Here is a 22,979-nt window from a genome sequence, read left to right as displayed (position 1 = left end):
TTGTGATCGGGTTATAGATTAGTTCGGAATAACTACCATAACACGGCGGTTTTGTGTGCGGCCTTCTTCGGTGCTGTTATCTGCCACTGGACGGGTTTCGCCATAACCTTGGGCACTGATACGATTTGGCACGATACCATGATTGGTGATTAATGCAGTACGCACACTGGCAGCACGACGCTCTGATAAAGCTTGGTTATAGCTATCAGAACCTTTAGAATCTGTGTGACCTTCTACGATGACTTGAGCGGTTGGGTACTCTTTTAGAAATTCGGCAGCTTTTGCGATTTCTGACTGGTGCTGCGGCTTAATGTTTGATTTATCAAAATCAAATAAAATGTTCAAGCGAACGTTTGGACGCTTCTCAACATAATATCCTGTCTTAGGTGTTGGGACTTGTGCGACTGGAGTTACTGGTGCTGGAGTTGGTGCTACAGGTACAGCACAATCTTTAGCTTCTACACGACTGATTTGGTGTACTTGCTTATACACGCCAGTTTTTAGTAGCTGTGCTACTAATTCTTCGTTCACTTGGCGTACGATTGGCTTAAAGCTTTCATCTGTCATTACCGCAAAGTATGCCGTCTTACCAGCATCTAACTTAATGTTCGTCGCGGCAAGCTTAAGATCATTGGTCTTAGCAGCAGTAGGCGTAACGCCAAGCGTTACATCACCAGCACAAACAACGCCTGATGAATAATGTCCATCTTGTAAGCTAACCAAAAAACGGTTATTTAGGCTGATATTGGTACTAGAGTCAGGATTTGGGGTATCGGTGGTTGCAGGACGGATAAATACCACCGCTGCTGTGCGATCGCTAAGCCCAATGTTGTGAACTTCTGAACTCACCCCTGAAGCAGACTTATTCCATATAACCGATGAGGTTTGAGTAGTGGCAGGCTTAGCTGTGCTACAAGCTGTCATACCTAAAGATATGGCAGCCGCTGATGCCAATACAAGATTTTTATAAGTAAACATTTACTGTCCTTAATAACGCACCTAAGACAAAAATTCATCCTTGAATGCATTATAACTAAAGTTAATTAAACAAATCGTTATCTACAAGGCTAAGCACAGGCTAAACCAATGAGACAAGAAAAAATGCCGTACATAAGACGACATAGACACATACTATCAGATAGTATGATAGTATGATAGTATGATAGTATGATAGTATGATAGTATGATAGTATGATAGTATGATAGTATGATAGTATGATAGTATACAAAAATTGTCGCAAACAATCAATCATAGACAACAAAAGCACACTAAATTTTTACAAAAATTTACAAAAAATACCGTTTTTTGCTCAATTTAGCAGTCGTGGCATCCTAGCAGCTAAGATGATAACTTCTCGGCAATCTTATCCAAGCCTTCAATGTGCACTGTGCGATTAGGATAAGGGATGTCCACTTTTGCATCATCAAAAGCATACTTAACCTGCTCGAGCAAATCACACTGCACGACAAACCAGTTATCATTATCCGACCAGACATATAAGGTTAAGTTCACCGCACTATCGGCAAGCTCTGTGACTCTCACGATAGGCTCTGGATCACTTAGAACAAGCTTGTGTTCTTTGGCAACTTGAATCATTATCTGGCGAGCTTTACGAATATCTGCCGAGTAGCTGATGCCAACGACGATAGGCACACGGCGGTTCGTCAGTGATGTGTAGTTGATACTAGAGCTTGTCATGATGTCGCCATTTGGGATGATGACTTCATGGTTATCAGGCGTACAAATTCTTGTGTTTACCAATGTAATATCCACGACCGTACCAGTCTTGCCACCCACTTCTACATAGTCGCCACGCCCAAAGGGACGAAAGATGACAATCATCACGCCTGCAGCTAAGTTTGACAGCTGGTCTTTAAGCGACATACCGATGGCAACCGCTGCACCACCTAAAATAGCAACAAAAGAGTTCGTGTTTACACCAAGCTTATTTAGTGCTGCTAAAATGACCGCCATCAGCATGACGCCATATAATAGATTACCCACAAAATTCGCCACCGTCGCATCCATACTACTGCGTTCCATCACGCTGCGAGCGAACTTGACTAGCTTTTTACCTATCCAGCGTCCAACAAAAAACACAATCAAGGCTAAGACGATTTTTACCGATAATTCGATACTATTAGCGATAAGTGTGTCTATATCCATGCTTACACCAAAAAATTCAAGCGTATGATTGGTGCTGTCTTCTATCACACGAGTGGTCTGATCGGCAACCTGCTCAGCAGCTCGCTTAGCTTGGCTTACTGTTGCTGTACTGTCTTTTGCGACATTTTGGGTTAAATCTATGCCAGAATCGACGATTTGCTCGCCTGCTTGCTTAATATCCGTTGCTTGAGTCATTGTCCCACCATGATAAGTCGTTAAACACAAAAATGCGTTATTTTATCGCAATCTATCACAAAAATCATCAAGTTTAAAGTCTACTCTACGCTTAAAGATGCCATCTAAAGGCAGTTTTGCATGGGAGTGCGGCTGGTTAATCACAGCTGGGCGTGATGAGTGTTGATACCAATCCTAATCCTGTTACACGCACTGTTGGTGTATTTACCGCTTGGTTAAAGGCATTTGGCGTGCTATAAATCTGCACAGACTGCTTGGCACGAGTAATAGCAGTATAGATAAGCTCGGTGGTTAGTAGTCTTTCACTCTCCCCATCAAAGACGACCGCCACTTCATCAAACTCTGAGCCTTGGGATTTATGCACAGTCATGGCATACGCTGTAGTGACGACATCATCACCTAGTAATGCTGAACTTACCCGTAATGATGGATTGCCATCAAACTGCACGATAAATTGCCCCTTCTCCTGTAAACAGATACCGACATCGCCATTAAACAACCCAAGATCATAACGGTTCGTCTGCACCATCACCACACGCCCATGATACCAAGGCGATCGGGTCTGCTGTAATTTTAGATAATCTTGGTGCATTTTAGCGATAAACTCATTAATCTTGTGATCGCCACACCGACCTAGGTGCGATGCTGTTAAAATACGATAACGGTTTAAGGTGATAAATAACGCCCAAATGGCATCGGCTTGAGCATCTGCATCCATCTGGCTAAAGCGTCTTAGCAGTAGCCGAGTTGCCTCAAAATACGCCTGATAACCTGTCATAATCGCCTGATAGAGTGCCGCTTTATCCAGCCCATCGCTAGATTCATCATCTTTAAGCCATGTGATACCAAGTGATGCGTCATCTAAAAGTAGCTGTAATGCTAAGTCTGCCTTATTTGGCTGAGTGCCATTAATAATCTTAGCCAGTCGCCCAACGCCTGACTCATCATTAAAACGCTGTGACTGCACCAAATGCACTAAGTGATCAGCAAACATCGGTGTACAGCATAAATCCGATAACACCGCCCCTGCTTCTACTGCTGCAAGCTGATGAGCATCACCTAATAAGATTAGCCTTGTGCCTGTCTTTGTGGCACAAACAAGCCGTCTTGCCATCTCAGTGCCAAGCATAGACGCCTCATCAACAATAATAACATCAAACGGTAATGGCTGGCTCTCATCATAGCGTGGTATGCCATGACGAGCGATACCAAGCAAGCGGTGTAGCGTATTTGGTTCAGGTAAGCTAATCTTAAGCTTATCAGCAGGCAGAGCCTTTTGGAGTGATTCACTCATTCTTTGGGCAGCTTTACCTGTCGGTGCAGCAAGAGCAAGACGAGTGTTGGGGTTATTGGCATATAATGCCAGCACAATCTGAGCCACAGTGAAAGTCTTACCAGTGCCGGGCCCACCTGTGATGATACCAAAGGCATGGTTTGATACCATCTTAATCGCTTGCTGTTGCTTAGTATTTAATGAGCTACTTAGGTTATCAGTGTCAAAACAGTTCACCACAGCAGAATCAATCCGCTTAAGATGGGCGAGCAGCTGTTTTTCAGCTTGCCAAGCTCGATTACCCCACAAATACAGCTTATCTGCTGCATGGTGCAAAATAATAGGAGTCATAGCCCGAGTATCGCTTGCATTTCCAAAAAAATAGTTATCTTCTAAAAGCTGACAAAACGCATCAAATTTATGATGTAACGTATGACATACATAATCATACGAATGCACCAACACCGTCAGCATCTGATAAAACTCATCAAGTGATGTCGCCTGATGGTGTGTATTTTGGGTAAAATGCACCGTAGCCTTAGACATGATGTCATTAAGGCATACCTCTTTTTGCTTATGTTCTAATGCCAGATTTTGTAAGTGTTGCCAGTAATAGTCAGCTTCACTTAGATCGCCTGTTTGTGCTTGGATACACAGCCAATCAATCACAGGCGAAAACAGCGTTATCTGCCATGATGGCACAGTAGCAGACAAATCTGCCAGCTTTACTGACCCATCTAGCACGATTAATGTATGCCCCAAGCTTAAGGCATCTAAGCTAATAAAATTCACCAAATAAAAAAACAGCTCATCTACCTCACAGATGGGCGTAGCATGGGTGATGGCGTTTTTTTGGCGATACCAGTCGGCATTTTGCTTGGCCCTAAGAACCATATAATGGGCGATGGCTTGGGTATTCATGGTACTTCCTATTCAAAAATTTCATCAAGTTTTTTAACAAGCTCAAAAGGCACTTGCCATGTAATCCGCCCTAACGTGGCATCTGTGCATTCTACACCACGCAAAAAGACGTATTCTGTCGCCCCAAGATACTGAGTTTCATTACCACAGTAGTCGGCGATTTTTAGCTTGAGTAAGCGGTGCAGTGCCACTTGGTAAATCGCTGCTTGTAGCCAATAGCCTGCCTTTTCCATCGCCATCTCTAGCTGATCAAAAGTATAATAAGATGGCTTATCGCCTAAAAAGTTTGACTTATAATCCACCACATAAAATTTACCATTATGTGAATATAGCAAGTCAATACTCCCCCTTAGGTGGCGATACCAAGGATTAGTATCATCATCACTTAAGCGAATAGGCTTATCACTAAAGCATTTAAACACTTCGTTTAATTTTGCTACGCTAAAGTCATCACCAAGCCCTAGCATAAACCCCATTTCCTTAACGCACAGCTTATCACTTAACTCACTCAATGAGATACCTGAATGAAAAGGCGTGGTTGCTATATCAAGTAGCCACTGCACAAGTTTACGGTGCGTGGTGTTCTTATCAATGGGAGCTGATTGCTTGGTATAGCCTAGACGAACCTTAGCATGATGGCTAAGCAAGTCATAAGATAGCCCCATGCGTTGTACCGTATCATCGATGGCTTGGCTGATGTGTCTTTGGTCGCTTGGTCGCATTTTTTGTAAGATTTCATGTAAAAAACTACCCATCACCGCCCCTTTTGGCAGATGAATACGAATGTCATCGGGTGGATAGCTTGCATCTTGGGGGTTATCTGAAATATCCTCTAAATGCTTGATAGGTACATAGCTTTCGTCATCTTGCACGCCTGCCATACGCTCGTATCGCCCATCTAGACGGCTCACCAATGCAGTAAAGCTTGTATCATACGCTGCAATGAAGCGTTTATGTGCCATCGCCACGTCCCAGTTGACATACTTAATAGGCGTAAGATTACATTGATCATCGTGATAAGCGGTCTGTGGTTGTGACAGCTCACTAATATCAATGCGATCCATAATATCAAGTCTGCTAGGTATGGTGATGTTCTTATCTTTCATCTCAAGCCATAACATTAGCGGCGTTGGGCTTGAGGTATTTTTAGATGCCTGTGCAAAGACAATATACACCTGCTCAGACGCTCGGGTCAGTGCCACATAAGATAAGCGACGTCTCTCGTCTAGCTCTTCAGCTTTATTTAGACGCTTATAATAATCTACTTCAATTAAACCATCTTCCATTATTTTATCTGGTCGTGGCGACAGCCGTCGGCTTGGCTTGTCATCACTGTATGGATAAAACCACTGTTGGCGATTTTTTGCACTGCTGTTTAGCCCAAGGACGTACACGATGGGAAACTCTAGCCCCTTAGAACCATGAGCTGTCATGAGATTTACGCCAATATCGCTTGGCAGTACTGCTCGCTCAAACTCTTTATCTTCGTCATGACTTAGGCGTTCATCATACCACTCCAAAAGTCGTACAGGGCTAATGTGTGGCTGCGAGCCGATGATTTCGACCAACTGCCAGACATCTGCCACATGACGCTCGCCATGGCTTGCGATATTTGTCCATAGCCCAGACTCATCACGCTTATCAAAGGGGTTGGTGGATAGTGCATAATTTAGGGCATTTGCTATGCTGTATTTTTGCCATCTATCATAGATTTGCCTTAGATAAGCGGTCAAATAAAGCAGGCTATCTGATTGACCATTTTGCAAAGTGGCGTCATATTGTGCTAACACCTCATCAAGCGACCAGTTAAACAAGCTAGATGTCAGCAATCTACCGATTTTCTCACGATGAGTAACATCCATGCACGCCACCAATAAAGCGTGCAAATGCATAGCGGCTTTAGTATCAAAGATGCTTTGGCTTTTTGATGTAAAACTAGCAATACCAAGCTTTTGTAATTGCTCTTGAACCTTTAGCAAAATTGGATTTGTTGTCGCAAGCACAGCGATATCACGGGGTAAGATGGCTCGTGGCACGCCACCATCATTAATCGTCTGCTTACTGCGTAACAGGGCATCGATATGTAAGGCAGTTTGTTGGTATTCATTAACTGAATTTGACATGGTCAGCATGGTTACAGGCGAGTTACCCAAAAATGGTGGCACCTGTGCCTTATCATCAGCATTATGCCATGACAGGCGACAATCTTGATTATGGGCAGTGATGTTCTGATAATAAATACCATCGCCAAGATAGGCATGATTATTTGTACCAATCTGATTATTATTCTCAAACCAAGTATTAAGCACCTGAATAAGCCTTTGGTTTGAGCGACGATTGGTCAGTAATGCCAGCTCTTGGTTAATGATGGGGGTGCGACGTTTACCTTGATACTTACCCTTTTGTTTAATGGCGTTATAGTTCATCACATCACCACCTCGAAAGCGGTAAATCGCCTGCTTTGGGTCACCAACAAACAACAAAAATCCTTTTGGCGTCTTACCAAGGTCTGCCTTATGGCGTAAGTCATTTAAGTAAATGCTCTCAACCAAAGACATCTGAGCCTCGTTCACGTCTTGGGCTTCATCGATGAGTGCCACAGGATACTGATGGCAAATGTGCCGAGCCAAATCTGGGCTGCGTTTTAAGGCGGTATTTAGCCGATTCATCTGTAAAAAAAACGACGTCTTGCCAGAGCTTTCCATGACAGATCCTATGGTCTTTTGGATATGTATGGCAAGCGTTTTATACAATGCTTGCTGATACAGTATCGTAAGCTTGCTAATCTGCTGATGCATATCTGCCAAAGGGGTTAATACATTTTTTGCAAGCTCACTAAATAAAGCTTTGGCTTTTTTGTCGTGATCTTTTTTAAAAACTTTATCCACGTTAATTACGCCGCTTTGAGCTTTGTCAAGCCACTCTTTTTGTTCTTTGGTTAATAGTTGATAAAATTTCAAGCCATGTTGGCACACCAAATTCATCACTTGGGGTAAGTGGTGTATATTTTTTGAAAGTGCTATATTCTTGTTAATACCCACTTTATTTCGATAATCAGCTTCTTCAAAGCACCCAAACGGCTCAATGCTAAGGGTTTGAATGTGGGTCAGCTGCTCTTGTAGCTCTTTGATATACTCATCATCTACAGACTCTGCCTCATCTATCGGAACACCAAAAAATTGAATGGTCATTTTTACAGCCTCATATGCTGTATCCACCTTGCCAAATACCGACTTATCAATCAGCTGATACAGATTTGGTGAGTGATGCTTTAGGCGACTGTGCTCGTATCTTAGACGATCATGAATCATGGTCTTAATGATGGGCTTGACATCTTGGATGATGGTAGTTGTGCCATGCTGTCCAATCTCAGCAGCGAACTCTCTTAATAGCTTATGGGCAAGGCTGTCAAACGTCCCCACAAACAGCTTATCAAGATTAGCAAGTAATAATCTGGTATAAGCAATCGTGCGATCTAAAGCTGTCAAGTCCTCATCGGTTAAGATGTACGCCACCAAATGAGCATTAACCAAATCATCAAAGCCTGCAATCATACTGGCATTCGCCCAAGCGGTAATCTCTGCCATCACCTGATTGATGTTTTTTTGATCTACGCCACCAAACCAATCTGGGTAAACGTTCTGCTGAGTCTTTAGCCACGACAGACAGCGATAAAAGTTGCTGATTCTGTCATAGATTCGCTCTTGCATTTCAGCGGCAGCATCTTTAGTGAAGGTTGTAGCGATAATCTGTTCGGGACGATAACGCTTCTCAATGAGCAGTCTTAATACGATACCAGTGAGTGTCCATGTTTTACCTGTACCAGCGGACGCCTCGATAAGATAGCCACCTGTTAGTGAGCAGTCTAAGGCAGGTGTGCCTGTGGCGTTTTGGTTGGGGTGTGATGTGTTATTTGTCATGATTTGGGCTTACTTTTTATTTTGGCAAGTTGGCTTTAGAGTGTATTAAGCTTATAGTGCTTTTAAAATAATAGCGCTTTTAACATAAAATCAATGTAACTTATCCTTCAAGTTGACGCACTAAGGGCTGATACAGTAGTACGGCAAGGCATTCCATCGGTTGTATGGCAGCTAATGGGTTGTGATGACCTAAGATGGCTTGCCAGATGGGGTGCTGGCTACACGTCTCATAAGGAAGCTGCTGAGATTCTGGTTTTAGCCATGCACTAAACAGCTTATCACTATAACAAAAGCTCTCATCTTGGCTGTGCTTAGCGATTATCAGCCCTGTTTGATTTGTTAAAATCAGCGGTACTTTCTCAGCGATTTTAGCGATGATAATGGCATTTTGTAGATATTGCATTGCTTGATGATGATGGATGGGTGGCAAAATCATAACTTCATTTTCACGAAACTGACGCACACTTAGCCCACGCATTGCGTCAATATCTGCCTTGTCGGTCTGACGCACCACTTGCCAATACAGGTGAGACAACCAAAAGCCCATCTTATGATCATCACGCATAGAACTGCTGATCATTGACAGCCAGACATCATCAGTAGCAGGCACATTGCCACTCATCAGCACACGACTACTACCTATCGGTATCGCTACTTGCTGATCATCTGTCGGCGTAATCAGCCAAGCATAATCTGTCGCTAATTTTGCTTGGCACTGCTGCCTAATAGATGACGCTTCTAAGTTATGTACTTGCTGACTAAAGACAGATAGTCGACTACCAAGATCTGCTAAGGCATCATCAAGCTTAGCGGTACGCATCTCGCCTGCTGGCAATAAGTTGCCAAAATATAATGATGACAGCTCATTAGGCAGCTTGGGTGACTGCCATAGCGATTTGGCAGTGAACTTATGCTCTAATGCACCATCAAAACAACCCAAAGATACCGCTTTGGTTAGCATATCATTTAACCGCCAGTTATCAAGATTATCTAATGATAACGGCTCGCTGACGTCAATCTCACCATCACTTTGATACACTTGCAGCTTACCCCTTAGGTAAGTTTTGGCAAACGACTTAAAGGCTTGCCAAACATCTTGCAATCTTAGACTAACTGGCGGCGTAATCTCATACGTATCAAGCAGTGTATCCACTTGACTTACCAGTCCTGACGCGTTGCTTTGCAAGGCTTGGCAGATGTTCATAACATCATCTTTAGTTGGCAGGCTAACCACCCCCATAGCTGGCACACTATTTGCCTCATCGTCTATTGTGGCTCGCACTTGTTGCCATATGGGCGGTGGTGGTAGATGGCGTTGCCACACTTTTTTACTGTCGTCAATAAGCTTAATTAACATCTGCTCAAGCGTGGCATCAGATGTATCATCAGGTGTACAAGGCTCATAAAATAACGCTAAATCAAAGCCGCTTGCGGTATGGTCTGTTATCAAATACCGCTCCACCAAAGCAGGCATGAGATTTTTAATAGTCTTAATGTCTGTATCATGCGTTGTTGGCACATGCCACTCGCCTTCATTTTTTAAAAACTCAATCAACTCGCCCACCGCAGATGCTGGCAGTAGCCGTGTCTTACCATCTGCTGCAATGCCTTGATAAAAAATACAGCAAGCGTCTTTTGCACATAATATCGCATCTAAAAACGCCCCATTATCATCATCTTCATGATAACGATCGCCACGCCGCTTAAGCCCTGCTCGCATAAGATCAAGCCGTACATTTTTATCTTGTCTTGGGAATGATGATAAGTTCATATCAAGCATAATAACAAGCCCAAACGGAATGCTTCTTAACGCCCCAAATCGAGCAAATGTAATCACCCCAGATGGCTCGGCACGCACCGCTTGCATACCGACTGACTCTGATAGATTTTCTAATACAAATTCTAAGCTTAGCTGAATATCATCAGCCGTCTGGGTGGGCATAGCTACATCTGTGAATGACTGAGTCTGCGGCTGAAAATGCTTAGCATTGGCACGCAAACTTGCCATCATTTGGTTTTTCGCCTCAAAAATCGCTCTTAGCTCTGGCGTGTCTTTTAGTCGGTAAAAATAGCGGTTAATCACCTCTGCTTCTATCCGATTTAGCCAAGTTTGCACCCGATCAATGCGTGATGCGTCATGGCGGTGGCGTGATAATGCTTGGTGAATCTCGGTTAATGCAGACACAATAGGCAAGTCTTCTAACGTTATACCAGCTAAAGGCAGGCATTGTTCAGCAAGTACATCAGTATGCCAATCAAATGGGTAAAGCACATCACTTACGCCACTATCAGGCGTTAAAAACCCAAGCACGATACGGTCTAGGGCATAACTAAACGTATAGCGATAATCTAAATCTTGCCCATCTAATGTGTCGCTTAAATGTATAGCGTCAAAGCCACGGCGAAACCCTGCCTGTTTTAATAAGTCGCACGCCCGATATGCTGCATCAAAATCAAGCCCAAAGCTTTCATGCAGTGCAGGCATCATTAGCCATTCGGCAAACTCATCTATCTGAAAGCGAGCATTTTTTGCCCCAAGCAAGCGGTAAAACCCTGCAATAGCACTCATCAAATCATCAATGGCACGATCTGTTGCCCCTGTAATTTTAGCAGGTAGATATAAGCCGTCCGCCCCCTTACCCTCACAAAATACCGCTCCGATTAGGTCTTGGGCAGAGCTTACATCAGGCAATAACACCACCACATCAGACAGCTTACGTGTCGTGCCATCAGTTGGTTCATTTAGGTAGCGGGCGATGATGATGCGTGCAAGCTCAAGCTGACGCTTTAGGCTGTGGCACGCATGAATGCTCAGACTAGGCAGACGAGCATTATCGGTATTTTCTAAGTTAATATCTAGCGATAGTGGCGACTTTTGGCGGGATTTTTGGCTTAAGCCATCAAACATCTGTCTAGTCATAACACTCGATGTTCCGCCTTCTTCTAGCATTAAAATATCTTGCTTAAGCTGACTTAATAAGCTGTCATGAACGCCTGTGGATTTGGTAACAAATGCGTCTTGCCATTGTACTTGCCAATTTTGCACAAAAGGTTGTGGTTGTTTATCAGCAGGTTCATAAGCCCCTGACTCATAATAATAAGCCCCACCTGACATATCTGCCAGCATGGCAAAGGTCTCACGAGATTCCTTACCCAAAGAAGATAATAGTCCGTGAGCATAATCCTTTAGATAGACCGATTCTGGGCGAATAATCTGCTGCGTCATCAGCCAGTTCTTATCCACAATATCTGCCCAAAACATCTTAGATGGATTAAAATGAAATAAATACACATCTGTATGTAGCGAAAGCCGTTTTAAAAATATCAGTTCAACAGGCGGAATCTGCTGCACGGTGAATAAATACAGCTGTTTTGGGAGTGTAGACATCGCCTGCTTATGGCTATCATCGCCACGCTTTTGTTCTAAAATATCCCAAAAACGCTCTTCAAGCAACTGCCTATACTGATATGTGTTGCCAAATAAAGTTTGCCATAAAAATCGCAGTAGCCGCTCTAACTGCACATAATGCAGCTCAAGCCACTCTGGCGTCCGTTCTACTCCCCCAAAATCTGTACTAAAGCGGTCTTTTTGGGCAATCATATCTTCAACGCTCACAGGTAAAGCGGTGTCATTTGCCCACGCCAAAAGCCATTCGGGTCGCTGGGTAAGGTAGCGCACATACAGCCGAGCAAGCTCATCACACGCCTGCCACAGCCGAGATTCAGGCACACTGTCAGTCGCCTCATCATAAAGCAATCCCAAAAAACGGTGTAATACATGCGACTCATCTTCTAAGATAAGCCGATACTCCTTATCAGTCATCACACCAAAAAAACCAAGCAGTCGCCATCGCATGACCGCTGCTGATAATACCGCCACTTCAGGTACTGCCAAAGCGTCTTTTTGACCACTTTCTACGCTTAAGACATCATCAATCAGTCGCCACTGATACTGCCCCCAAAACTGCGACGTAAACAGTGTGCTAATCCCTGCTTTTGTTGCGATGGCTTTTGATAGCCAATCCCCAAGCACCTTAGATGGCGTGATAACTGTAAAGGTAGAAAAAATCTGCTCGGCAATATCAGCACAGTCTGCCTTAGCTTGATAAAATGTCAGTAGCTGCTCCACCAAAACATCGGTATCGTTCGACTGGATAATATGAAACATGAACGCTCGCCTAAAATAAAATGATTATACCAAAATTCTATTTGTAATGTATGCACCCATAAAAAACCGCCCAATTGGCGGTTAAGTTTTATTTTAATTTTTCAATTCATCTTTTTTTTTAACTCGTAAAGTTCACTAAGTCGTTTATATTCAGCAATCCAAATTGCAAAAAACCCATCAATAAAGACATATACCACCTTAATCATCATAGTTGGCGGTGATAATTATTGGCATTAAAAGTAATGATGCAATAACAAAAACCAAAAAAAAGCTAATAATACAAGCATTTAGCCACCCATTGGATAACTAGTAATTAAGATAGCATCTTATAAGGCATACTTTAATCTGTCAATCACTTACTTGATACGATTAAATATCACTATCATCGCTCCATTTACTGATTCATTGTTTAGCTCATTTTCTAGCTTTAAGTTCATCATCACTCATCGGATTGGGTCAATGAGTAAAAAGTCATCAATAGATTTATCTTTATCGCCTGTTTGCAAATAAGCAAAGCCTAAGTCAGTGCGATAACCGCCAATGGGTCTAGGCTATCATAAGCCACCCACATGGTGTTGACCAAAGCCGTTAAACGCCCAGCATTTATCTTACAATCTACCACACCCATCATATAAAACTTTATTTGACAAGAAAAACAATGCTATAATCACCTATTTATCGCATTAAACACATTTGGGGTATTATGGTATTCACTCATCTTGGCGTGCGTAGCGAATACGCCATCGTGGACTCAATCGTCCGCATTGAAGATCTGGTCGAGTCAGCAGCCAAAGATGGACAAACTGCCATTGGGCTTGCAGACTATAATAATATGTTTGCGTCAGTAAAGTTCTATAAAGCCTGCATAAAAAAAGGCATAAAGCCCATACTGGGACTAGAAGCAACCATTGGCGATGCCATCACCCAAGACGCCGAAGAAGCTGGGCATACCGTTATTTTATACGCCATGAATAATGATGGCTATAAAAACCTACTAAGACTCATCTCAGATGCTTATACCGAACGCCCCCTGCATGATAAAGCCACCGCAGTCTACACCCCTATCATCACAAAAGACGCTCTTTTTGGTCGAAATGATGGCATTATCGCCATTTTAACCGATAGATCAGAGATTGAAAAATCCTTGAACAGTAACCATCCAGAACAGGCAATTCCCACATTGCAGGCGTGGCAACAAGTTTTTGGCGATCGATTGTATCTAGGCATTAAACGCACCAAAGACAGTGATAACTACTTTAACGCCCAAGCCATCAAACTTGCCAATCAGCTTGGTATTGCAGCTGTTGCTCATAATGATGTCAGATTTATCAACCCCGTACCAGATGCATCAGGCGCAGGTAAAGAAGTAGATGACAGTAGCGACTTTGATGCTCATGAAGCTCGTGTCTGCATTGCAAGCAGGCGTATTTTAAATGACCCAAATCGCCCACGCCTTTATAGCCCATTGCAGTATTTTAAATCCCAAGATGAGATGGCAAAGCTATTTGATGACCTACCCCAAATCATCAAAAACACAAGCTTGCTTGCCTCACGCTGCAATGTAACCTTAACGCTTGGCATTAATGTGCTGCCAGATTTCCCCATTCCTAAAGGCGAGACGGTTGAGAGTTTTTTTAGAAAAGTATCTGCCGATGGTCTAAACCGTCGCTTAGATAAGCTGTACCCTGTTGCTGAGCGTACAGATGACTGGGCAGATATTCGTAAGCCCTATGATGAGCGACTTGAATACGAATTAAACATCATCATCGGCATGGGGTTTCCAGGTTACTTTTTAATCGTTATGGACTTTATCCGCTGGGCGAAAAATAACGGCGTGCCTGTCGGTCCTGGTCGTGGTTCTGGTGCTGGCTCTCTTGTGGCATACGCCTTAAACATCACAGACCTTGATCCGTTACGCTATGATTTACTGTTTGAACGCTTCTTAAACCCAGAGCGTGTATCCATGCCAGACTTTGACATCGACTTTTGTATCGAAGGGCGAGATCGAGTGATTGATTATGTAGCACGCACCTATGGACGCCAAGCAGTATCCCAGATTATCACCTTCGGCACAATGGCAGCTCGTGCGGTGGTGCGAGATGTGGCACGAGTTCAAAAGAAGTCGGATTTGGCAAATAGAATGTTAAAACTCATTCCAAAAACCCCCGGCATCTCACTTGCTGACGCCCTAAATGAAGAAGTTCAACTTCAAGAACTGCTCAATGATGATTCTACACACCCAGACCATGCCGCCGCCAAAGAGATTTGGGACATGGCAGAAAAATTAGAAGGCATCATTCGTAACGTCGGTAAGCACGCAGGGGGTGTACTCATCGCCCCAAATCGCATCAGCGATTTTAGCCCTGTGTATTGCGATGATGAAGGACACCCTGTCAGTCAGTTTGATAAAGACGATGTGGAAGCGGTGGGGCTTGTCAAGTTTGACTTTTTGGGCTTGCGTAACTTAACGGTCATTCAAGCTGCGATTGACAACATTAACGAAACACGTGCCAAAAAAGGCGAAGAGCCTATCGATCTTGACACTTTACCTTTAGATGATGCTGATGTTTACCAATCAGTTCTTCAGACAGGTAATACCACTGCTGTATTCCAGCTTGAAAGCATGGGAATGAAAAAGTACCTAAAACAGCTAAAACCTACTAATATTGAAGACGTCATTGCGATGTGTGCCTTATATCGACCAGGACCGTTAGAATCTGGCATGGTGTCTGACTTCATTGACCGTAAACACGGCATCCAAGAAGTCGCCTACCCACACCCTGACTACCAGCACGCTGATCTTGAGCCTTCCTTAAAATCAACCTATGGCGTCATCGTCTATCAAGAACAAGTCATGCAAATCGCTCAGGTGCTGGCAGGCTATACCTTAGGCGGTGCAGATATGCTAAGACGTGCTATGGGTAAGAAAAAACCAGAAGAGATGGCAAAGCAGCGTGCCATCTTTGAAGAAGGGGCAGCACGGCAAGGAAATGACAGCAGACTTGCAGGTCAGATTTTTGACTTGGTAGAAAAATTTGCAGGCTACGGCTTTAATAAGTCGCATTCAGCAGCCTATGGCGTACTTGCCTATCAGACAGCTTACCTAAAATATTACTACCCTGCTGAATTTATGGCAGCAGTCTTAACATCTGAGATGGACGACACCGATGCTATTGTCGGTCTGATTGGCGACTGCACTGATAATTTTGGTCTAACAGTTGTTCCACCAAGCATTAACCACAGTCAGTGGCGTTTTATCGTCAAAGACAGCAAAACCATTATTTTTGGGCTTGGTGCAGTGAAAGGCGTGGGTAAAGACGCAGTAGAAAGCATCGTTCATGCTAGAAAAGATGGCAGATTCCACGATCTTTATGATTTTTGTAATCGTGCCGATACCAAAAAAGTCGGCAAGCGTGCTTTAGAAGCCTTGATTTGTGGCGGCTGCTTTGATGTAATGGCAGAGACTTTAGCTCCAAATCTTATCACCGATACGCACGATTACAGCTATCAGATTCGTGGCGGCTTGTGGGAGCAGTTGCCTAGTGCCATGAAAGCTGCCGAACAAAATCGCCACAACAAAAACTCAGGTACATTTGATTTATTTGACGATATTGATGACGATCTAAAGGTAGCCCCGCCTTTACCAAAAGTCTACTGGGGCGATCAAACACGACTCAAAGGCGAAAAAGATTCGCTTGGGCTATACTTAACAGGACACCCCATTAATGAGTATAAAGAAGAACTAAAACGATACACTTCGGTCAAATCGCTCGCCGAATTAGATGATACAGGTCATAATAAATATGCCAAAGTGGCAGGCGTGGTCGTCGATGTCGCTAATTTTGGTAATCGAATCGCCATTACCTTAGATGATGGCAGCTGCCGTATGGAGATTAGTTGTTATACGGATAAATACACGAGACTAAAACCTGTACTTGAAAACAATATCCCAAACGCAAAAGAGTTACCCAAAATCCCCAAACAAGACTGGGAGAAAATCAGCGGACTTAACGGTACAATCATCATCGCTAAAGTTAGCGTTCGTGAATTTGAAGGTAGGCTATTTAGCAGACTCCAGCACGCCGACAGCCTATTACAGGCCAGACTAAAGCACTTATCAGGCGTGAGTATCAAGGTTGATAGCTGTAACATTAATCAGATTGATCACGTTATCTCTTTACTTAAAGAAAATGCTGCACCCAATTTATCTGTCATTGGACAGAGCGAACAAGATGACTTAGAAGAATTAAATAAGGGCGATGCTTGCTTGCCTATTTTTTTATATCTGTATGATGACTGCAGCATCTCTCAGTTGGCAGTTAATGAACGCTTTCGTCTGTTTCCAAGTGATGAGAATATTAAGCAACTTCGAAACATTTTATCAAGCCAGCATGTGGTATTACACTAACCAAAAAAAAGCCCTATTATGACCGATTTTCTAGCCAACATTCACATCGTTATGGTGGGTACAACATTACCCGCTAACATCGGATCAGCAGCTCGTGCCATGCACACCATGGGCTTATCGCTCCTAACAGTCGTAAACCCAAAACTTCCCATTGACGACAGCAGTATTGCCAATGCTGCAGGCGGGGTTAGCATTTTACAATCTGCACAAATCACAAAAGATTTACCCACAGCAGTACAAGATGCATCACTTATTTTTGCTTGTAGCAGCCGCAGTCGTCACTTGCCACGCCCTGTGGTAACGCCAAATCAGTCTGCTGTCTTAATGCACAATTTTCTGTCAAAAAACAGCAATGCCAAGATTGCCATACTCTTTGGGCGTGAAGACCGTGGTCTGACAAATGACGAGCTTGCCTTAGCAGATTATCATATTCAGATACCAGCTAATCCTGCCTATCCTGTGCTAAATGTCGCAAGCAGTGTGCAAGTCATTGCAAGTGCGTTATACGCACATTTTACAGACGTCATCAAAGACCCCGTCCACGCTCTTACCATCACACACCGTGTTGATTGGGATACTCCTGCCATCACTTATAACCAAAAGCAAGCCTTAGAATCAAGCTTTATTCAGATGATGCAAGCATTAAATCTTGCCGATGATGATTTAAAGGATTTACCAAAACGCTTATCACGACTATCAAGCCGCTTACAGCTTGACCAAAAAGAATATACGATGCTAAGGGCAATCTTAGCAAAACTTAGCAAAACCATCGCTAAATAAGAGTAACTGGCAAGCTGATGGCGATAGATTGGCTTTGCCCATTTTCTAAAAATTTGCTAAAATAGCTTAAATTTTAGCTTGATAGACTAGGACAGTTTATGAATATTTTAATATTAGGTACAGGTGGTCGTGAGCATGCTTTGGCGTGGGCATGTGCCAAAGATGACAAGGTAGATACTGTCTTTGTCGCCAAAGGAAATGCAGGCACAGCACAAGAAGCCAAGCTTAAAAACGTCGATATTGACGTAAATAACCATCAAGCACTGATTGACTTTTGCCAAGAAAATCAGGTTGCCTTTGTTATCGTTGGACCTGAAGCACCGCTTGTTGCAGGTGTAGTTGATGACCTAAGTCAAGCTGGTATTAAAATCTGGGGGCCAACCCAGTACTGTGCCCAGCTTGAAGGCTCAAAGGCTTTTGCTAAAGCATTTATGAAAGAGCATGGCATTCCTACCGCCTTTTATGATGTCTTTACCGATGTTGCTGCCGCCAAGGCTTTTGTTACTGAAAAAGGCACGCCGATTGTTATTAAGGCAGATGGATTGGCAGCAGGTAAAGGTGTTGTGGTGGCGATGACTGAGGCACAGGCGTTTGATGCCATTGATGATATGCTAGAGGGTAATAAATTTGGCGATGCAGGTAGCCGTGTGGTTATCGAAGAATTCTTACAAGGCGAAGAGGCGTCATTTATCTGCATGATTGTTGGCAAAAATATCTTGCCTATGGCAACAAGCCAAGACCATAAGCGTATTTTTGAAGGGGATACAGGGTCAAATACAGGCGGCATGGGAGCATACTCACCAGCACCTGTTGTTACCTTTGATGTACACACTAAAGTTATTGAACGCATTATTCGTCCCGTTGTTGATGCCATGGCGGATAATGGCACGCCTTATACAGGCTTTTTATACGCAGGCTTGATGATTGATGATAAGAACGACCCTTATGTCATTGAGTTTAACTGCCGATTTGGCGACCCTGAAACTCAGCCTATCATGATGCGTCTACAATCATCGTTAGTGGATTTGGTGCAAGCAGGACTTGATGGCAATTTGCCAGAGTCTGCCAATTGGAGTCAAAAAGTTGCCTTAGGAATCGTGCTGGCAAGTCGTGGTTATCCAGACAGCTCAAGCAGTGGCGATGTTATCACAGGGTTACCAAACACCAACGACACTAACTCTGATATTAAAGTATTTCACGCAGGCACGAAAGCAGATGGTGAGAATATCGTAACTGCAGGCGGGAGAGTATTATGCGTTACTGCACTAGCAGACACCATCAAAAACGCCCAAACCACTGCCCTAGAAACACTAAACACCATCAATTTCAATGGCATGCAATACCGCCGTGATATTGGCTGGCGTGCGATTGAACGTTAATCACCTACGTTTTTCCCAAAAGGGTGTCACCGCCCTTTTTGGGCATCTAAAACCAATAATCCAATACCGCCATGACAAAACCACTAAATGACATCAAAACCACCGCCTTATCTCGTCGACTAACCATCGCTAAAACTTCACTAAATATTGGTAAAAATTGGGCAAAAAGCGGCGTAACGGGACTGTTTTTATCCAAAGAAGCTAAACAAGCTCAAAAGCACGCCCTGCTTCAAGAACAGGCAGATTATTTGGTCAGCGAACTTGGCAAGCTCAAAGGATCAGTGGTGAAAGTTGGGCAAATGCTGGCTTTATATGGCGATAGCATGCTGCCACCCCAAGTGGTAAATGCTTTGCATACATTAGACGCTCAGACTGCACCACTGTCATGGCATACCATTTATCAGGTGTTAAAGACACAGCTTGGCGAACGTATTCATGACTTTGAGATTGAACGCACACCCATCGGTACAGCAAGTCTGGCACAGGTACATAAGGCTTACCATCTACATACAGGCCGTGAAGTTGTCCTAAAAGTGCAATACCCTGGCGTGGCAGATGCCATTGATTCTGACTTATCAATTTTTAAGCAATTACTCAAAATCACTAACGCTGTGCCACAAACCCAAGCTCTAGATGACTGGTTTAATGAGATTGGTCAGCTGCTACACACCGAAGTAGATTATCGCACAGAAGCCAATACCACCAAGCGATTTGCCAAATATCTGGCAGACGATTCACGCTATATCGTACCCACCATTTATGATAATTATTCAACAGATAAACTTATCTGTATGAGTTATGAGTCTGGCATTCCTTTAAATCATCCTACCCTTACTACTTTACCTACTGAGCGTAAAAACGCTTTAGGTCAAGCTGCTATTGATATTGTCTTGCGTGAGATATTTGAATGGGGAGAAATGCAGACTGACCCAAACTTTGGTAATTACTTAGTACGCACAGAAAATAGCATAGATCGCTTAATTTTGCTAGATTTTGGGGCGGTAAAACACTTTGATGATAAGCTGCTTAATATCGCAAAGCGTCTCATCACAGCAGGCTTTCATCAAGATAAAGCCATGATGGTAAAGGCTATGACAGGTTACGATTTCTTTGATGAACTAACAGGTAAGCCGCAATCAGACATGGCAGATGTGTTTTTAACAGCGTGCGAGCCATTTGCCAAGCCATCGGCAGTGGACGATGCATATCTTGATGAAAATGGACAGTACATCTGGGCAAACAGTAACTTATATAGTCGTGTCATGAAAACTGCAAAAAACGGTATGCAGTCGCTGGAATTTAGTCTACCACCCAAAGAGATGATGTTTATTAGCCGTAAGTTTATCGGAGCATACGCTTTACTTGTTGCTTTAGACGCTCGCACTGATGCTACTGAGCTGGTTTTACCGTATTTACAAAATAAAGATAAAGAGCATATTTTGTCTTAGCTTCGTGGCAGTATGATGACAAAATGATGATTGTCTTAGGATTGTATGTTAAAACGCCATAAAATTTCAATACGCTTTAATCATTTGTTATCAAAATTGCGGTAGGTTACTTTAATCGTGCCTGCCGTTCTACAGCAGCACGCCAATATCTCATCATCTGCTAAGATTGCAATAGGCGTCTGTGTGAATGTCAAGGCGTCCGTACATGACAGCACTCGCATACGGCACGATCCGCAGTAGCCTTGGCGACACTCAAAATTCACCTGCTTATGCTCGGTGCGAATCATACCATCTAGCAATGACTCGCCATCGTGCAAATAAAACCGCATTTCATCTGTAAAAACCCAGCCCATCATCAATCACTGACTATAGCTCAAAGCCATCTAAGTCAGAATCATCTAAGTCTGAGTTGATTTGACCAACCAGATAAGTGGTAATTTCTGTTTCCTGTGGAGCAACTTGCACATTATCCGATGATAGCCAAGTATTAATCCATGGTATCGGGTTAGATTTTGTGGCGAAGATGGTAGGCAATCCCACCGCTGCCATGCGAGTATTGGTGATAAATTCCACATATTGGCATAAAATATCACGGTTTAGCCCAATCATTGAGCCATCTTTAAATAAGTATGCCGCCCAGGTTTTTTCTTGCTCAGCAGCACTTCTAAAAATCTCAATCGCCTCATCTTGGCATTCGGCGGCAATCTGCACCATCTGTGGATCATCACGCCCTGTTCTCATCAGGTTAATCATGTGCTGCGTGCCATTTAAATGCAATGCCTCATCACGTGCGATCATCTTAATGATTTTGGCATTACCTTCCATGACTTTTCGTTCAGCAAAAGCAAATGAACAAGCAAACGATACATAAAAACGAATCGCCTCAAGCACATTAACCGCCATTAAGCACAGATACAGCTTTTTCTTTAGCTCTTTAAGATTGACGGGCATTTTTTTTCCACAGACATCATACTCCCCAGCTCCATGCAGGTCGTATAATTGAGCACAAATATGCAGCTCATCATAATATTTAGCAATGTCATAGGCACGCTCTAAAATGTATTCATTTTCAATGATATCATCAAAAATCTTACTTGGATCGCTAACAACATTACGAATAATATGGGTGTAACTGCGTGAATGGATGGTCTCGCTAAAGCTCCAAGTTTCAATCCACGTTTCAAGCTCTGGAATGGATACGATCGGTAGTAATACCACGTTCGGACTACGCCCTTGAATACTATCAAGCAAGGTCTGATATTTGAGATTGGATAAGAAAATGTGCTGCTCATGATCAGAAAGATCCGCAAAGTCAATGCGATCACGACTAACATCAATCTCTTCTGGACGCCAAAAGAACGACAGCTGTTTTTCAATCAGTTGCTCAAAAATAGGATGCTTTTGCTGATCGTAGCGTGAGACGTTCACAGGCTGACCAAAAAACATCGGTTCTTTTAGGGCGTCATTTTTTGTTTGGCAAAAGATTGAATAGCTCATGTTTTTTCTCGATTTTTTAAGATGATTTAGTGAAATTTGATCGCTATTTTAGCATAAATTGATGGATTTATCACATCTAGCATAAATTGATTAAATTGATAGATTTATCACCCGATACACGCTAAAATGTCACAAAACACTGCCCAATAAAAGGATAACTATGTCAAGTACCCTACCTATGATTAACACCATCTACTGCATTGGTCGCAGTTATGTTGAGCACATTCACGAGCTAGGAAATGCCATACCTGATGAGCCACTTGTATTCTTAAAGCCAAACGCTAGCATCGTGACAGGCGATACCATTACTCTGCCAGACTACTCTAATGACGTACACCACGAGACCGAATTGGTGCTGCTTATAGGCGATAATACTACCATCACAGGCGTAACAGTTGGGCTTGACTTAACTGCTCGTGACGTGCAAAGCATCGCCAAGCAAAAGGGGCTACCTTGGACCAAAGCCAAGGGTTTTAAAAATGCGTGCTGGCTTGGCACTTTTAAGCCTTTTAAAGAAGGCGTGTACGAATTATTTTTAAGTGTCAATGGCGAAATAAGACAGCATGACACCACAGATAAAATGATGTATTCATTCCGTGAGGTTATACAATACTTAGATGGCATTTATGGATTAAAAAAAGGCGACATCATCATGACAGGCACCCCAAAAGGCGTAGGCAAACTGGTACACGGTGACAAGCTTGAGATTAAATTAGATGATGATAGATACCAAGTATCGGTGGTACAGTCTGTTGGTCACTAATTTAACCACAAAAAATTTTTACTAAATTATCATGATAAAATGGGCAAACATAGCCCATTT

Annotated in this window: 12 protein-coding genes; 5 read left to right on the top strand and 7 right to left on the bottom strand. The window is 43.1% G+C overall.

What is annotated here, in order from left to right; all coding sequences use genetic code 11:
- Positions 1-18 precede the first annotated feature (18 nt).
- From LU293_RS09335 to LU293_RS09315, 5 genes are all read right to left on the bottom strand, one after another.
- Entirely contained in the window at positions 19-978 is a 960-nt protein-coding gene (locus tag LU293_RS09335; protein WP_242747555.1) for an OmpA family protein, read from the bottom strand.
- A 361-nt stretch (positions 979-1,339) separates the two neighbouring features.
- Positions 1,340-2,362: a mechanosensitive ion channel family protein gene (locus LU293_RS09330; RefSeq protein ID WP_242747553.1), complete on the bottom strand. Its 1,023-nt coding sequence runs from the start codon at positions 2,360-2,362 to the stop codon at positions 1,340-1,342.
- A 136-nt stretch (positions 2,363-2,498) separates the two neighbouring features.
- Entirely contained in the window at positions 2,499-4,556 is a 2,058-nt protein-coding gene (gene recD / locus LU293_RS09325; RefSeq protein WP_242747551.1) for an exodeoxyribonuclease V subunit alpha, read from the bottom strand.
- 8 nt (positions 4,557-4,564) lie between these two features.
- Positions 4,565-8,476, bottom strand: a complete 3,912-nt coding sequence (locus LU293_RS09320) for a UvrD-helicase domain-containing protein (protein ID WP_242747549.1) — start codon at positions 8,474-8,476, stop codon at positions 4,565-4,567.
- Positions 8,477-8,576: 100 nt separating this feature from the next.
- Positions 8,577-12,644: an exodeoxyribonuclease V subunit gamma gene (locus LU293_RS09315; protein WP_242747547.1), complete on the bottom strand. Its 4,068-nt coding sequence runs from the start codon at positions 12,642-12,644 to the stop codon at positions 8,577-8,579.
- Positions 12,645-13,347: 703 nt separating this feature from the next.
- Here LU293_RS09315 and dnaE point away from each other — a divergent pair.
- From dnaE to LU293_RS09295, 4 genes are all read left to right on the top strand, one after another.
- The gene (gene dnaE / locus LU293_RS09310; RefSeq protein ID WP_242747545.1) at positions 13,348-17,052 is read left to right on the top strand and encodes a DNA polymerase III subunit alpha; all 3,705 of its coding nucleotides are present in this window, start codon (positions 13,348-13,350) and stop codon (positions 17,050-17,052) included.
- A gap of 18 nt (positions 17,053-17,070) precedes the next feature.
- Positions 17,071-17,832: an RNA methyltransferase gene (locus tag LU293_RS09305; RefSeq protein WP_242747543.1), complete on the top strand. Its 762-nt coding sequence runs from the start codon at positions 17,071-17,073 to the stop codon at positions 17,830-17,832.
- A gap of 98 nt (positions 17,833-17,930) precedes the next feature.
- Positions 17,931-19,211, top strand: a complete 1,281-nt coding sequence (purD, locus tag LU293_RS09300) for a phosphoribosylamine--glycine ligase (RefSeq protein WP_242747541.1) — start codon at positions 17,931-17,933, stop codon at positions 19,209-19,211.
- Between the two features lie 71 nt (positions 19,212-19,282).
- A complete protein-coding gene (locus LU293_RS09295; RefSeq protein ID WP_242747539.1) occupies positions 19,283-20,659 on the top strand; it encodes an ABC1 kinase family protein in 1,377 nt (458 codons plus the stop codon).
- Between the two features lie 80 nt (positions 20,660-20,739).
- On the opposite strand, the gene LU293_RS09290 is transcribed toward LU293_RS09295, so the two are convergent.
- Both LU293_RS09290 and nrdB read right to left on the bottom strand, forming a co-directional pair.
- Positions 20,740-21,012: a 2Fe-2S iron-sulfur cluster-binding protein gene (locus LU293_RS09290; protein ID WP_242747537.1), complete on the bottom strand. Its 273-nt coding sequence runs from the start codon at positions 21,010-21,012 to the stop codon at positions 20,740-20,742.
- A 13-nt stretch (positions 21,013-21,025) separates the two neighbouring features.
- Entirely contained in the window at positions 21,026-22,156 is a 1,131-nt protein-coding gene (nrdB, locus tag LU293_RS09285) for a class Ia ribonucleoside-diphosphate reductase subunit beta (protein WP_242747535.1), read from the bottom strand.
- A gap of 160 nt (positions 22,157-22,316) precedes the next feature.
- Between nrdB and LU293_RS09280 the strand changes: the two genes are divergently transcribed.
- Entirely contained in the window at positions 22,317-22,919 is a 603-nt protein-coding gene (locus LU293_RS09280; protein ID WP_242747533.1) for a fumarylacetoacetate hydrolase family protein, read from the top strand.
- Positions 22,920-22,979: the final 60 nt, after the last annotated feature.

This window comes from Moraxella nasovis (assembly GCF_022701215.1).
Lineage (GTDB): Bacteria > Pseudomonadota > Gammaproteobacteria > Pseudomonadales > Moraxellaceae > Moraxella > Moraxella nasovis.
This window is presented reverse-complemented; position numbering and strand designations above follow the sequence as displayed.

Coding starts and splice junctions, on each gene's coding strand:
- LU293_RS09335 (WP_242747555.1), bottom strand. CDS start 978: ATGTTTACTTATAAAAATCTTGTATTGGCATCAGCGGCTGCCATATCT.
- LU293_RS09330 (WP_242747553.1), bottom strand. CDS start 2,362: ATGACTCAAGCAACGGATATTAAGCAAGCAGGCGAGCAAATCGTCGAT.
- recD (WP_242747551.1), bottom strand. CDS start 4,556: ATGAATACCCAAGCCATCGCCCATTATATGGTTCTTAGGGCCAAGCAA.
- LU293_RS09320 (WP_242747549.1), bottom strand. CDS start 8,476: ATGACAAATAACACATCACACCCCAACCAAAACGCCACAGGCACACCT.
- LU293_RS09315 (WP_242747547.1), bottom strand. CDS start 12,644: ATGTTTCATATTATCCAGTCGAACGATACCGATGTTTTGGTGGAGCAG.
- dnaE (WP_242747545.1), top strand. CDS start 13,348: ATGGTATTCACTCATCTTGGCGTGCGTAGCGAATACGCCATCGTGGAC.
- LU293_RS09305 (WP_242747543.1), top strand. CDS start 17,071: ATGACCGATTTTCTAGCCAACATTCACATCGTTATGGTGGGTACAACA.
- purD (WP_242747541.1), top strand. CDS start 17,931: ATGAATATTTTAATATTAGGTACAGGTGGTCGTGAGCATGCTTTGGCG.
- LU293_RS09295 (WP_242747539.1), top strand. CDS start 19,283: ATGACAAAACCACTAAATGACATCAAAACCACCGCCTTATCTCGTCGA.
- LU293_RS09290 (WP_242747537.1), bottom strand. CDS start 21,012: ATGGGCTGGGTTTTTACAGATGAAATGCGGTTTTATTTGCACGATGGC.
- nrdB (WP_242747535.1), bottom strand. CDS start 22,156: ATGAGCTATTCAATCTTTTGCCAAACAAAAAATGACGCCCTAAAAGAA.
- LU293_RS09280 (WP_242747533.1), top strand. CDS start 22,317: ATGTCAAGTACCCTACCTATGATTAACACCATCTACTGCATTGGTCGC.